Raw genomic sequence first — 15,501 nt, forward strand, 5'->3', positions numbered from 1 at the left:
CTGAAAATTATTAAATGACATTATTAAGAACGGAGCTCATGCTATCTTAACAGTGAAAGCTCTTTGGTTAATGCTGCCTGTATCCCATTTGCCGTTTACTCTGGCGCAGACTACCATTTTATAAGTGCCTATTTCTACCTTAGGTGATGTGTAGCTTGTAACATTTCCATTGACCTGAACCTTTACGCGCCATTTGCCAGCCTGATATACAGCTATACCGTACTTTTCCGCACCCTCAACAGCAGTCCACTTCAACCTGAACTGCCTGCCACGAACTTCGGACTTTACAACAGGATATCTGTTGGCATTTCCGTCAAAGGCTATGAACTTAAAACCGTTGTCAAGCGCGTACTTTTCGGCAGCGCTGTCTTTACCGCCCTTAATTGTGAAGCCTTCAACTTTTTCGGTAAAATAGGATTTATCTATATAATACCCAAAAGCATTGATTGCAATTGTCTTAACGCTGTCAGGGACAGTTATGCTTTTAAGCTTCGGACAATTGTCAAAAGCATTTCTGCAAATGTTAGTGACACTGTTTGGTATAGTTACGCTTGAAAGGCTCGTGCAATTGCAGAACGTATACTCCCATATGGTTTCGACATTATTCGGAATGGTTATGCTTGTTAAGCTTGTGCAGCCGTAGAAAGCATTTCTGCCAATATCTCTAACACTGTCAGGTAAGTTTATTTCTTTAAGTTTTTTGCAGTCCTGGAAAGCATAAGCGCTGATCTTCTCCACGCTGTTCGGGATATATATGCTTTCAAGGTCATAGCAAAAACAGAAAGCATAGGTGCCGATGTTCTTAACATTGTTCGGAAGCTTTACTTCCGCAAGGTTGTTGCATTTGTAGAAAGCATGACTGCCGATGCTCCTAACACCGCCCGCTACAACAACTTTTTTAATGTCGTCACAGCTGCCGAACCATGGGGTCTCTTCAGATCTATAATCAGCCATAGCCCCTTCGCCCCAGATGGTGAGAGTGCCCTCGCTGTCAAGCGCCCATGTTACGTTTTCGCCGTTGTTTTCACTGTATACTCCGCAATAGCCGCAGTCAACGATCTTATTGCCGAGCGATGTAAACTCAAAGCCGTTGTCTTTGGCATATTTTTCGGCGGCGGTGTTTTTGCTGCCGTAGAACATTACGTTGTCATATTTAAAGTCGTTATCGGGATCCATATCATAAATGAAATGATATCCGAAAGCTTTTTCGCCGATCTTCTTAACGCTTGCAGGTACAGTTATGTATTTAAGGCTTTTGCACACGTTGAAAGCATAATCGCCTATGCCTGTAACGGAGTTCGGAATAACTATGCTTTTAAGACTTGCGCAGGACTCGAAAGCGCTGCTGCCGATGTATTCAACGCTGTCGGGGAACGTTATGCTTTCAAGGCTTGTGCAATTTTTGAAAGTTCCTTCTTCAATACTTGTGATTCTTTTCGAGAGCTTTATGTCCGTAAGGCTTGTGCAGGACGCAAAAGCATAGTCATCAATACTTAAAACGCTGTCAGGGACAGCTATGCTTTTAAGATTCTTACAAGCGGCAAAAGCCCTTTTGCCAATGGACTTTACGCTGTTCGGGAACTTTACTTCTGTAAGATCTTCACAGCCGGTGAACGCACCTTCGCCGATGCTTGTAACGCCGTTACCAATAACGACTTCCTTTATATCGGTATGGTATTTATCATACCACGGAGCATTGCCTGTCGCATAATTCGTCATATCCCCCGTGCCGCTTATGTAAAGCGTACCGACGAAGTTAAGACTCCATGTGAGATTTTTGCCGCAGCTTCCTTCATCGATTATTTTAAGTGAATCAAAGGAGGCGAATCTGAAGCCGTTTTCCTTAGCGTAGAATTCAGCGGCGGAGTCGGGGCTGCCGATTATTGTAAAGCCTTCGATCTTTTTACTTTTATCATTATAATATAAACTTTCATCACGATAATATCCAAAAGCCTCTTCGCCAATGTTTGTAACGCTGTCCGGGACAGAAACGCTTGTAAGGCTTGTGCAGTTTAGGAAAGCCGCATACCCGATATCTGTAACGCTCTCCGGGATAGTAATGTCTGTAAGGCTTGTACAGCCGTAGAACTCATAACTGCTGATGCTTGTAATGCCATTCGGCAGCTTTACGTCTGTTAGTCCTATACAGTCTTTAAAAGCATACTTGCCAATGCTTGTAACAGTATCCGGTACAGTAATGCTTATAAGGTTAGTGCAGCTTTCAAAAGCGCTTACGCCTATGCTTGTAACAGTTTTCGGTATAGTAATGCTTGCAAGGTTAGTACAGCTTTCAAAAGCGCCTCTACCGATGCTTGTAACAGTTTCAGGTATAGTAATGCTTGTAAGTTTATAGCAGCCTTCAAAAGCTCTTTCGCCTATGCTTGTAATGCTGTCAGGTATAGTATAGCTTTCAAGACTTTTGCAGTAGCCGAACATCCATTCGCCAAGCTTTGTCAAGCCGTCAGGCAGTTTTACGTCTGTAAGGCTTGTACAACCGCGAAAAACAGAATCGCCAAAGCTTGTAACACTATCAGGAACTGTAAAGCTTTTAATTTTTGAACAGTAGGCAAAAGCACTGTTGCCAATGCTCGTTACGCTGTCCGGCACAGTAATGTCTTCAAAACTCTCGCATTCGGAGAAAGCATAATCGCCGATGCTTGTAACGCTGTTCGGGATAGTTACGTCTTTAAGGCTTGAACAGCCTTTGAAAGCATAATTCCTGATGCGTGTAATGCCGTCCGGGATAGTGATGTCTGTAAGGCTTGAACAGCTGCTAAAAGCAGAATTGCCGATGCTTGTAACACTGTTCGGGATAGTAATGTCTGTAAGGCTTGAACAGCCAGCAAAAGCCTTATCGTCGATACTTATAAGCTTATCCGGGAGCTTTACGCTTGTAAGAGCCTTGCAGACGTAGAAAGCATACTCGTTAATGTTTGTAACGCTGTCCGGGATAGTAATGTCTGCAAGGCTTGTGCAGTACATGAAAGCCTGGTTACCGATGAGCGTCACACCGTCCTTGAGAATTACTTTTTCAAGGCTTTCGCAGTCGCGGAAAGCTTGGTAGCCGATGTGCGTGTCGTTGCCCGGGATGGTAATGCTTTTAAGGCTTGTGCAGCCCCTGAAAGCACGTTCGCCAATGGTTTCAATGGTGTCAGGAAGGATCACGCTTTCAATGCTGGTGATCTCATAGAAAGCGAAATCGCCGATGCGTGTCACTCCGTCAGGGATAGTTACACTTTTAAGTCCCGGGCATGAATAGAAAGTATGTGCACCGATGCTTGTTACTTTTTTTCCGTCGATCACAGAAGGAACAGTAACGTCTTCGTCAGTACCACAGTACTGGAAAAGTTCGAGACTTCCGTCATCAAGTACAGTATAAGCGAAATCCGTATTCTTCCCTGTATCCGCGTTCGCTGTCAGAAAAAAGCCATCAAAAGTTTCCGTTGGCAGCGTCCCCGTGCCCGAAAATACAACTGCCAATGCAGCCAGTCCGCTTAATAAACGTTTATTCATTATTATTGCCTCCTGTTAAAATATAATTATATTTAATTATATCACAGATCTTCATATTATCCAATTACAAAAGTACACAATCATAGCGTTATATTTTTGTATATTAACACGTGAAACACCGTTGGCAGAGCTTTTATACTCTATGAAAGTATCAAGACCGCCTCGTACCACAAGCCATGTGATATTTGTGATCTGTGCGGCGCTAACGAAAGGTTAACGCATAAGTATTATATTAGTAAATTGAGCTAAAACAACGGCAGAACGTTTTACACGCTCTGCCGTATGTCTTATGAAAAATTAGTAAATGACATTATTAAGACAAGGGCTCATGATATCTTAACAGTGAAAGCTCTTTGGTTAATGCTGCTTGTATCCCATTTGCCATTTACCCTGGCGCAGACTACCATTTTATAAGTGCCTGTTTCTACCTTGGGCGATGTGTAGCTTGTAACATTTCCATTGACCTGAACCTTTACACGCCATTTGCCCGCCTGATATACGGCTATACCGTACTTATCCGCGCCGGCAACAGCAGTCCACTTCAATCTGAACTGCTTGCCCTGTACCTCAGATTTGACAACAGGATATTTGTCGGCATTTCCGTCAAGGGCGGTGAATTTAAAGCCGTTGTCAAGAGCGTACTTCTCTGCGGCGCTGTTTTTGCTGCCCTTTATTGTAAAGCCATCGATCTTTTTACTTTCATAATAAAAAAAATAATTATCATCACGATAATATCCAAAAGCCTCTTCGCCAATGTTTGTAACGCTGTTCGGGACAGTAACGCTTGTAAGGCTTGTGCAGTTTAGGAAAGCCGCATACCCGATATCTGTAACGCTCTCCGGGATAGTAATATTTTCAAGCCTTATGCATAAATAGAAAGCACGCTCGCCGATATCTGTCACGCTGTTCGGGATAGTAATATCTGTAAAGCTTGTGCAGCCCTCAAAAGCACCGTTGCCGATTTTAGTAACGCTCTCGGGGATAGTAATGCTTGCAAGACTTGAGCAGCCGTAGAACTCATTATTGCTGATGCTTGTAATGCCCTTCGGAAGCTTTACGTCTGTAAGTCTTCTGCAGTCGCTAAAAGCAGAGTCTCCGATGCTTGTAACAGTATCCGGTACAGTAATGCTTTTAAGTTTTATGCAGCTTTCAAAAGCTCCTTCGCCGATACTTGTAATGCTGTCAGGTATAGTATAGCTTTCAAGGCTTTGGCAGTTTTCAAACATCTTTTCACCTATGGCTGTCAAGCCGTCAGGCAGTTTTACATCTGTAAGGCTTGTGCAGTCGCGAAAAACAGAATCGCCAAAGCTTGTAACGCTGTCAGGAACTGTAAAGCTTTTAATTTTTGAACAGCCGTTAAAAGCAGAGTTGCCAATGCTCGTTACGCTGTCCGGGACAGTAATGTCTTCAAAACTCTTGCATCCGGAGAAAGCATGATTGCCGATGCTTGTAACGCTGTTGGGGATAGTTACGTTTTCGAGACTGTGGCAGTAGTTAAAAACGCCATCACTAATGGTTGTAATGCTATCAGGTAAATTTATGCTTGTAAGAGCATTGCAGCCGCTGAAAGCATATTCTTCAATGCTTGTAACACTGTTCGGGATAGTAATGTCTGTAAGGCTTGAACAGCCGGCAAAAGCTACGCTGCCTATATTAGTGATACTGTCCGGGATAGTGACGTTTGCAAGACTTCTGCAATCATTGAAAGCATAATTGCTTATGCTTGTAAGGCTACTCGGTAACTCTATGCTTGTAAGGTCAGTACAGCCGTAAAAAGCATAATTGCCTATCTGCGCCACACCGTCCGTGAGAATTACGTTTTCAAGGCTTTTGCAGCCCCTGAAAGCATGGTCACCGATCTGGGTTACGCTGCCAGGGACAGTAATGCTTTTAAGGCTTGTACATTTGTAGAAAGCATAGTTGCCAATGGTTTCAACGGTATTCGGGATAGTTACGCTTTCAACACTGCTGCTCTCAAAGAAAGCGAAAGTGTCGATGCGCGTTACACCAGCAGGGATAGTTACGCTTTTAACTTTCGGGCACTGATAGAAAGTATGCGAGCCTATGCTTGTAACAGCTTTTCCGTCGATCACGGAAGGGACAGTAACGTTTTCGTCAGTACCGTAGTACTGGCAAAGTTCGATAGTGTCGTCATCATGTATGATATAAGTAAAATCCGCATACTTACCATACGTTTCCGCACTCGCCGTCAGAGAAAATCCCTCAAAAGTCCCCGCCGGCAGCGTCCCCGCGCCAGAAAAGACAACTGCCAATGCAGCCAGTCCGCTTAATAAACGTTTATTCATGATAATTGCCTCCTATTAAAATATGGTTATTTTTAATATAATTTAATTATATCATAAATCTTCATATTTTCCAATTACAAAAGTACACAATTATATCACTGAATTTTTGTATATTAATTCGTGAATACCGTTGGCATAGTTTATGTACGCGGAAGATTTACGATTACACATCACAAAGCAAAAAACGGATAGCCGTCCAATACAGACAGCCATCCGTTTTGCATATATCAAATCATATCAGTTTAAGTCTATCCTTTATAGTAACAGTACCGGAACAGCCATCAAACATTGTAGTGCTACAATAGATGTTGGACAACAATGCCGCACCCCTGCGTTAATTTATACCGATTGACTTGAATGTGCTATTATGATATAATGACTTTTGATAAATTTATATCAAGAAAGCAGGTCAATCATGGAAGATACAAAACCGAAGAAAAGTCTGCCAAAAAGAATATGCATTATCACACTGATATTACTTGGGCTGATATTTTTGATCTACGTCATTATCAATTTCGTGTTCTGGAAAAAGGGAATGCCGGAGCGCTATTTTGAATATACGATACTGGAAAACGACACCGTTGAGATAAAACATTATACGGGTTCTTTTTTTCTTCTGAATATCCCTGATACTATCGAGGGTAAGCCCGTTACATCAATAGGTTATCACATAATGTGGGATAAAGATAGTAATGCACTAAATTGGTTTAGTCTGTTCATTACATCTGTTCATCTGCCCGATACTGTCGAAGAGACACACGACTATGCATTTAGTAATTTTACTAATCTCAGAACGATAAATATCCCCTCAAATCTCAAACGCACAGGCATCCTCATACTTCAGGATACCAAGGTAACCAAGCTCGTGTTTCCCGAGGGTATAACTGAGATAGGCGATCAAGCTTTCAATCGCTGCAAAGCTCTTAAAAAGATAGTTATCCCCGCAAGTGTCAAACACATAGATGACCACGCTTTCAGTGAGTGCACTTCTCTGGAAGAGGTAATAATAGAAGGTTCGCCGGATATGGGCGAAGAAGTGTTTGCAGGCTGTGAAAAGCTGGTCAATAAGCCAGAGTAATAAAATAAACATCAAAAAGCTCTCACAGCCGAAACTGTGAGAGCTTTGATTTTGCACTTCTTATTCCGTCCTCTGACGTCTATGATCTTATTTCTCTTGCTCCTTCATTTCAGCGATCTCCTCTTCTGTTTTGATCTTTGCCTTGGCGGGAGCCTCAGTATCTACCGCTCCTATCAGAGTGTAGGTATGAGCATCAAAATCCACCTCGTAAGTGGCGTATTTGAAGCACTGGATATCCGATGACAGCGGATAAACACAGCCGTTATATGTGCCCGTGACTTCCACCGTCTTCTTTCCGCTGCCCTGTACAGGGATAACGAACTCATTCATACCTTTTATTTCATTGACACTGTCAAAGCCGCCGTAAGGCTCGTCGATATCTCTGGCATCAAATCTGAAACTGCCGCTCAGCCCCTCGGGAAGAGGTATTGTCAGGGCTACTAACTCTCCCTCACCGCCGTTAGGATCGGTGTACAGGCTCAAATCAGTACCGCCGGAAACACTCATTTCAATACTTGCGCCCTTGCTGACAAGATCACCCTCAGGTGACTGAACGTAGTCAGGCAGATAGTATGGCGCATGGTGATCCATAACTGTTCCCTTTGGCTCGTTTGAGAATAAATATTCTATGTTATGTCCAAGACCTGCTTCTTCAAGGGCAGCGATAGCCTGCTCCTCTGTCATACCGGTGATATTTGGCATACGGACTTCTTCTAAAGGCTTGATTTCGATCGGGCTTTCCTTATTGACGCTGAATCTGCCTGCCGGAAAAGTCTCACCGTCACGCATCTTTCTTGCGAATACCACAAGACGGTATCCGTCAGCATTTTCATCATCAATATTTGTGGAAAGTGTCAGGTATTCGTCATCCGCATTGCAGTCCAGATCACGCATTATAGTGCAGTTGTCCTTTATGCTATTCATCCAGCTGTCAAATGTGTGTTTGTTATCAAAATAGCTGTATCCGCTGTAATCAAAGTAATCGCCTGAATTTGTATCGAGAACTGCCACGCCGATGATCGGATACTGCTGAAGTCCATCTTCCCACGCCGTCGCAAACTTGATAACGGAAGCATTGTTGAGCCTGTTGCCCGTTCCATCATTGTAGTCTATAAGATGTGTGAACATTGAGCCCAGGTCGCGCCTGCTTTTTCCGTAAAGGATGATATTGTCAGGGCGGCTTTCCTCAGTCACAGGTGCAGCATAGTCTGCAAATATATTGCCTGCTTCATATTCATCACCTGACCAGCCATGATCAAGGTAGTATTCATTGTCACTGCCCTGTGTTACGGGGGTGTTTACGTACTGTGTTCCATCAGCGTTTGTGAGACCGGGTATGCGGATATATCCGATAACATCACCAAAATTGTAAGCCCATATCCAGTTCATCACCTCTGTATCTTCCTCAAACATACTAATGATCTCATCCAGCCTGTCTATCCACTTGCGTGCATTTCCGTATACTGCCGAATGCGGCTCTTCTCCGATGAGACCATACGCCTGCACTTCAAGGATATCCGCTTCATCCCATACCCTTATCTTGTAGCATTTATTATCCTGACAATAGGAAAGACTGCGGTCACAGTCAGCAGATGGTAGGCTTTCTTCACCTGAAAGCAGTGTACCGTTTTTACGGATATCAGCAATAAACTCTGTTAATGCCGTTTCAGCTTCTTCATTGTATTCGGCAACAAATGGGCTGCTGCCTTTCTTTTCATATGTCGTGCTACCGCACTCGGTAGCGGCTTTCAGATCCAGAAGAAGTGTCGGGTCATTATAATCCACACCGTACTGCACTCCGTTAACTTTGATGACAAGGAAAAGGTCTTCATCTGTTCCCGCCGAATAATCGGAGCCTTTCACAGGATATCTTTCATCACACAGCTCAACGATACGCTCTTCCTCGTCCACATAGTACGCTATTGTGCGCTCGGCAGGCAGATCTGGTCCGTTCAGAACGGGGCACTCCATTACCTTTTCAACCAGTGCATTTATTGCAGGAACATCTTCTATGCCTTTATCAAATTCTCTGCCATTATCGTAGTAGATCGCCAGTGTATCCTTTGACACCTCGTACCCGCCGCCACCGCCAAAGCCGGAAGGCAAGGACGTATTTCCCGAGGATGTGCTGCTGTCCTGATCTGTTGTCTTGTCTGTGGTAGGCAGCGTTTTCAGCTTATTATCTTTCAGGCTTACCGCCGCTAAACCGATAACGATCGCCGCACAGGCTGCTGCCGATATCACTGCTATGGGAAAACGCTTTTTGATCTTTGCTGTATCATTAATATTGTATGCATTCATTTTTATGGGCTCCTTATTTATCTCTGTATTATCCGCTGTTGTCATTTCGATCCCGAAGGTCTTTTTACCCGCTTCAAGCTCTTTCGCACGCTCCATCACGCGGCGTTTCAGCTCAGAGGACGGTTCTAGCCTTTTTTTAATGGATAAGATATTCTCTTTCTCTTTCATGAGCTTCCGCCTCCGTTTCTGTTTCGTTCTTTACACTCTCAAGTTCGAGCTTAAGTTTTTCTCTCGCTCGCTTCAGCCGCATTTTCACTGCGCCTTCGCTCAGCTTCATTACTTTTGCGATCTCCAATAGCGGTATCTCCTCAAAGTAATGCAGATACAGCGGAAGACGGTACTTTTCTTTCAGCATGCACAATGCCTGCCATAGTTCGCTTTCGCCATCTCTGTCTTCTGGTGACATCAATGTATCCGCATCGAATTCCTCACCATCTCTGAATTTGAACCACGGAGATCGGTTAGCTGACCGACACAGGTTGATCGCAGTGCGTATCAGCCAGGAACGTCTTGCGCCTTCGTCCTCGAAATGCAGCTCCTTGGTATAGTATAGCAGGAAAATCTCCTGAAAGATGTCATCGCGCTCTGATGGAGAGCCGAGCATCGAGGCTATGAGACCGTTGATCGTTCTTCCGTATTTATCCATTACGTATTCAAGATCTTTTTGTTCATCGGTCATCTGCCTCACCGCCTTTCACTGTTGTTATTGAATGCATTCATATACTAATGCTGATTTTAGCACAGAAGTAACGCTTTTTTAAAGAAGAAGTTTTTCGCTTTGTATCATTGCACAAATTACCGGTGCTTGTCATGTGCCCGATCGGTGTTTATTCACAATCCTCTCATTCAAATAATACAGAATACAGAAAAACAGACACACAAAAAAAGTCGAGTCCATTACAAAACAGGAACTCGGCTTTATATATTGTATCGATCTCATCCCGTCACTTTACGGTAACAGGTGCACCATAGCTGACAGTTCCTGCAACCATACAAAGTGACATTACTACTGCTAAAACTCTTTTTATCTTCATATTCATGTCCTCCCGAATTCCAGTACCGAAAATGGCACTATATCAATATTTCCCAAAATATGATATCACAGATAATTATTCATGTCAACGATTTTGATATATCTTCCTGATCATTCGTTGCTTATCTATAATTGAATATGATAATAATGCATGTTTTAGACAAATCATTCTTTGGGGCATCCGCAGTCAGATCTTTTAGAAACGTTATCAGTCCGTTTTCTTTTTGGCGTATTCTTTTACGTTCAATTATGTGAAATAACTGTGACATATGTGATAACAAGCCAAAAATCAAATCAAAAAGCTGTTAAACAACTTGATTTTTATAATATAGTATGATAAACTCTGTACACCAAAACCTTTCAGGAGGACTACATAATGAAAAAGATCATAATATCAGCTTTAGCTATCATCATGGCATTTTCAGCAGCAGGCTGCGGAAGCACTGAAAAGAACGGCGGAACAAACAGTAAAGCATCTGCCGTGAACACTAATGAAACAAATGATACTACAGATAAAGAAAGCACGTCCGATACAGATATAACCGAGGCTGTGGCATCGACAAAGGAGGCTGTAAAGATAGGAAATGTTCGTATAGTACCCGCAGGTATGGAGATGCACGGCGATATCAAAAACAAGAGCTTCGTCCGAGCGGGTCAGCTTATATATAACGAGGTCTGTGATCTTGCAGCCGATGATATCGACAGCTACGCAAAACATATAAATTTCTCAGGCTACTTCGGCACGGGAATACTGGAAGCTTATTACCGCACGGAAAAGGAAGAGGAGGATAAGTTCGACAGTATATTGTACCGCTTCAATCCATTTAAGTATGTGATGAACGACTATAATGAATTATGCAAAACTGTTGAAGATCTGACAGAAGAACAGCAGGCAGAATTAGAGAGATTATTTGCTGATGTATCCGATGATGACGAATTCAATAATGAGCTCGCTATGCGGTATATAAACTATTTCATTGGTATTACCGATGACAGCTTTGTGGCAGAAAAGCTGAAAACCAATGGTCTCCCGTTATTCAAAGACGGTGCCGAGAACTTCACGCCCTCAGATGAAGATACGATATTCGTTATACCTAATAACTGCGAACACTACAACGATACCGATATAATGGGGCTATATGTTATAATACATACTCAAAGCGGAGATATTGGTCTTCAAGGATATGCCTGGGTAACAGATGATGACGAAGGTGCGTACATCGCTTATGATATCGACAAAGCAGATGATATCGGTGACGAAGATGAGTTTATAGAGACCTATATGACAAAACAGGCAGATGCACAGGTCGAAGAGTGGAAAGACCGCGCACCGAATAATATATATGAGCTGTATTTCTCATCACACGTCTGTGACGCTATCAAAGAAGAGGGCGGAGATGTTAATTACTCCCTCAATAATCCCGATGAGAATGTGGAGAAGATAGTAAAAAGAGACTTTCCGCAGGCAACATCTCCCGAAGGCATTACCGCAAACAGCGACAGCACGGCAGTTGGTGACAAGTATATCATCGATATGCTGAAAGAGCATAGTCTTGAAGGTACGCTTATCATAGGTTTCAAAAGTGATATAAAAGAATTTCTACACAGGAACGATGAATTCGTCCAGTACCTTGACGAGGACGGCATTATACATCAGTCAGCCATGATGGGTTCAGGCAAATTTGAAAACGGCAAGGACGGCGCAGAGTTCGGAAAGTACATTGATAAAAAATCTTCCGCAGAAGAATAAGATAATAAAGGGAGCTGGTTTGGCTGCGGTTAGGTTCATTTGTATTATTCCGCGAATGTCCTAAACCTCTGAAGCATTTCTGTATAACCTTATCCCACCCCACACGGGCGGATACATGAAGCCGTGCAAGTCATAACGACCTGCACGGCTGATTTTATATAATAGTTAGCGATCTGAGTTTTTTTCAAAATGCAGTTGTATCATCACCATATCAGCAGTGAAACCATCTCTTTTGAAATAAGTGGGCAAAAGCGCAGTTTTGATTGGTCGATATGCAAAAAGTTTACAAACAAATTCGCAGAAATATGTAGACAAAAACGAAATAATATGTTATAATATTTTCATATTGGATAATGATCTTGCATGGGTGGCAGGATCGGTTCTATTGTCCGTATATGTTTAAAACTTATGGAATAGGAGTGTTTAGAGATGAAAAATCAAAAGAAAAAGATCTCAAAGATCGCCGCATTCACAACTGCACTGTTATCAGCAGGCACGATGATGACATCTGTTATCCCGTCTGCAACAGTTACAGCGTCTGCATATGGCGAGGACGCAAATTATGCAGAGGCACTTGCATTATCGCTGTATTTCTATGATTCCAACCAGTGTGGTACAGGGGTGGACGATAACCCGCTGGCATGGAGAGGCAACTGCCATGTTAGCGATGCACAGGCAAGCCTTTCAAACGCAGTAAACCTCGGGGGTGCACGCAATATTGTTGACCCTGACGGAGACGGCAAGGTAGATGTATCAGGCGGTTATCACGATGCAGGCGACCATATCAAGTTCAATCTGACCATCGGCTTCGGTATGAACAGCCTGGCACTTTCCGATTATCTCAATCCAGGCGCTTATGAGAAAGCTGGCTGCCGCGACCATCTGCTGTACATTCTGAAGAATGGCGCAGATTACATGATGAAGACAACATTCCTGGATAACAGCGGCGACGTAGGCGCTGTATGCTATATGGTATCCAACGAGGGCGACCACAGCTACTGGGGTTCTCCCGAAAAGCAGAACGGCGACCGTCCTACTTACTGGCTGACAACTTCCAGCAATAACTCTGCTATAGTACTGGAAATGGCAAGCGCACTTGCAGGTACTGCTGTTGCTTTCAAGGATACTGACGCTTCCTACGCTGCACAGTGTACAAAGTACGCTAAGGCTCTGTACAAGTTCGGCACACAGCACTCAGGCAACTATATGGAAGGTATGGGTTCCATGTATGCCACCAATTCACAGTATCAGGACGAGCAGGCAATGGCTGAAGGCTGGCTGTATGTTCTTGGTGAGGGCTCAATGCCTTCCTTCAAGCCTACAGGCAACGGCTGCTACAATAATCAGTACTACGATTATTATCTGTACAGCTGGGACAAGGTTTGGTCAGGTTATGCTGCACTGATGTACAAAAAAACAGGCGATGAAGCATACGCTAAAGAGCTTCAGTTTGAAGTAAATAACATGGGCGGTCTGAGAGAAGGCACTTACAATTCCTGCAAGCAGGAGTGGGGCTGCACACGTTACAACTGTGCTGTTCAGATGGAAGCACTTGCTTCTATCGACGGCGATAAGAATTCTGATCTTGCAAAGGGTGCTAAGTATCAGATGAACTATATCCTTGGAAACAACCCTCAGAACAAGAGCTTCCTGACAGGTTTCGGCAACTCCTGGTCTTCCAAAGTACACCACAGAGCTGCAAACCCCGGCAACGGTGATGCTTCTTCCAACCCTGATGCAAAGTATGTAAACTACGGCTATCTCATCGGCGGACCTGATTCTTCAGGTACATTCAACGAAGTTACCGACAGCTACCGCTGGACAGAAGGTGCCCTTGACTACAACGGCTGCTTCGCTCTGGCTTGTGCAGCACTTGTAAATCTGAGCGACTGCACCAGCGACGGCGCATCCAGAATAGTAAACAGTGCTTCCGAGTTCAAGAAGAACTATTCTTTCGGAATCAACTCCAATAATAACCACGGTAATGATGATCCCGAGGTATATCCTGAGATCACAAGTGTAAATTACAACCAGAGATATCACCAAATCCAGTTCATCTGGTCACCTGTACAGGGCGCTACCAACTACGGCATCGCTGTTTATCTGGCAGGCAAGTGGAGAGTTCAGACTTCTTCTATCCCCGCTTCTTCAAGAAGCTATGTAACACCCAAGAACCTGACTCCAGGCATGACTTACAGAGTAGCTATTGCCGCTAAGGTAAACGGTCAGTGGACATCTACAGCATCTATCAAGCACGCTGTAACAGTTACTGTTAAGTAATTACAAGCAAAAACCTATCGCGACAGATCAGCCCCGAGTCATCTTTTGGAAGATGGCTCGGGGCTTGCTTTATCATTGAGATCCTTGTTACAGCTCCCCTGCTGTGACCTCTTGACATTTCCCAAGACCTGCTGTATACTATAAATACCGCAGACAGAAAGATCTGCACAACCGGAAAACTACTAATAAAGGAGTAAACTATGGCTTTTAAAGTAATGGGCGTAACTGCCGGACGCAAGGACAGCAACTGCGAGATCCTTACCAAGGAAGCACTGCTCGTCTGTCAGGAGCAGGGTGCCGAAGTTTCAATGATCAACCTCAAGGACTACGATCTGCTGGACTGCACAGGCTGTACCGCCTGCACAATGGGTATGTCGATGGGCAAGCATACAGGCTGTTCCCTTGATAACAAGGACGACAAGAAGAAGATCATGGAAGTTCTGCTGGATCAGGACGCTGTTATCTTCTCGGCACCGACCTATGCACTGATGCCGTCCTCACTGTTCCTGAAATTTATGCACCGCAATCTCGCTTACGAAACTGCATTCCTCACCAAGATAGGTGCTATCAAGCCCCGTGACCGTATCGGCGCACTGATAGCAGTGGGCGGTTCCACTCGTTCATGGCAGTCCATGGCTCTGGAGTGTATGCAGGCTTCTACTTTCTCCAACAGCTTCAAGATCGTGGATATGTACATGGCTACAATGGTGCCCGCACCCGCACAGGTTCTTCTGCACGAGGAAAAGCTTGCCCGCGCAAGAGAGATCGGTGCCAACATCATGAAGTCACTGAACACCCCCGCCGCAGAGCGTGAGTGGCTGGGCGAGCCTGATGCAGGCTGGTGCCCCAACTGCCACAGCAACTGTCTGTGTCTGGGTGAACCCCAGTGGAGAGGTCTCCAGTATCCTATCGAGTGCGCAGTATGCGGCGCAGGCGGCGATCTGGTCAAGACCGATGACGGCAAGTGGAAGTTCGTTATCGCAGCAAATGGTCTGGAGCGTGACCGTACCTCCGAAGAAGGACGCGGCGTTCACTGCGACGAGATCGCAGATACTCAGGGCGGATTCTTCATGGATCCCCAGAAGCGTGCTACCGTTGCTGAAAAGCTGGAAAAATACAAGAAGATACAGTTCCCCGGTATCTGACCGAGGAATATCGGAAACGCCCTGTACGACAGATACGTACAGGGCGTTTCAGTATGCAGTCTTTTTTCCATTTTAAAGAAGCTAAACCTCCGAAG

The 15,501-nt window shown here is 44.2% G+C and carries 8 protein-coding genes; 4 read left to right on the top strand and 4 right to left on the bottom strand.

Annotated features, from left to right (window positions below; genetic code table 11):
- Window positions 1–36 precede the first annotated feature (36 nt).
- Entirely contained in the window at window positions 37–3,513 is a 3,477-nt protein-coding gene (locus BM265_RS14810) for a leucine-rich repeat domain-containing protein (protein WP_074962753.1), read from the bottom strand.
- Window positions 3,514–3,839: 326 nt separating this feature from the next.
- Window positions 3,840–5,819 (bottom strand): leucine-rich repeat domain-containing protein, encoded by a 1,980-nt coding sequence (locus tag BM265_RS14815; RefSeq protein WP_074962755.1) that lies wholly within the window; start codon window positions 5,817–5,819, stop codon window positions 3,840–3,842.
- A gap of 415 nt (window positions 5,820–6,234) precedes the next feature.
- Here BM265_RS14815 and BM265_RS14820 point away from each other — a divergent pair, with 415 nt between their 5' ends.
- Complete coding sequence (locus BM265_RS14820) at window positions 6,235–6,897, top strand: leucine-rich repeat domain-containing protein (RefSeq protein ID WP_074962757.1); 663 nt, start codon at window positions 6,235–6,237, stop codon at window positions 6,895–6,897.
- Between the two features lie 87 nt (window positions 6,898–6,984).
- Here the strand turns inward: BM265_RS14820 and BM265_RS14825 are convergent, their stop codons facing one another.
- A complete protein-coding gene (locus BM265_RS14825; RefSeq protein WP_074962759.1) occupies window positions 6,985–9,366 on the bottom strand; it encodes a PASTA domain-containing protein in 2,382 nt (793 codons plus the stop codon).
- Window positions 9,335–9,877 (bottom strand): RNA polymerase sigma factor, encoded by a 543-nt coding sequence (locus tag BM265_RS14830; protein ID WP_074962761.1) that lies wholly within the window; start codon window positions 9,875–9,877, stop codon window positions 9,335–9,337. The genes BM265_RS14825 and BM265_RS14830 overlap by 32 nt, the downstream gene beginning before the upstream one ends.
- A gap of 730 nt (window positions 9,878–10,607) precedes the next feature.
- On the opposite strand from BM265_RS14830, the gene BM265_RS14835 reads away from it, so the two are divergent.
- From BM265_RS14835 to BM265_RS14845, 3 genes are all read left to right on the top strand, one after another.
- Entirely contained in the window at window positions 10,608–11,981 is a 1,374-nt protein-coding gene (locus BM265_RS14835; RefSeq protein WP_074962762.1) for an LptM family lipoprotein, read from the top strand.
- A gap of 429 nt (window positions 11,982–12,410) precedes the next feature.
- Window positions 12,411–14,261: a glycoside hydrolase family 9 protein gene (locus BM265_RS14840; RefSeq protein WP_074962764.1), complete on the top strand. Its 1,851-nt coding sequence runs from the start codon at window positions 12,411–12,413 to the stop codon at window positions 14,259–14,261.
- Window positions 14,262–14,461: 200 nt separating this feature from the next.
- Entirely contained in the window at window positions 14,462–15,406 is a 945-nt protein-coding gene (locus BM265_RS14845; RefSeq protein WP_074962765.1) for a flavodoxin family protein, read from the top strand.
- Window positions 15,407–15,501 lie beyond the last annotated feature (95 nt).

It is taken from the genome of Hominimerdicola alba, from assembly GCF_900112155.1.
In the GTDB taxonomy this organism is placed as follows: domain Bacteria; phylum Bacillota; class Clostridia; order Oscillospirales; family Ruminococcaceae; genus Hominimerdicola; species Hominimerdicola alba_D.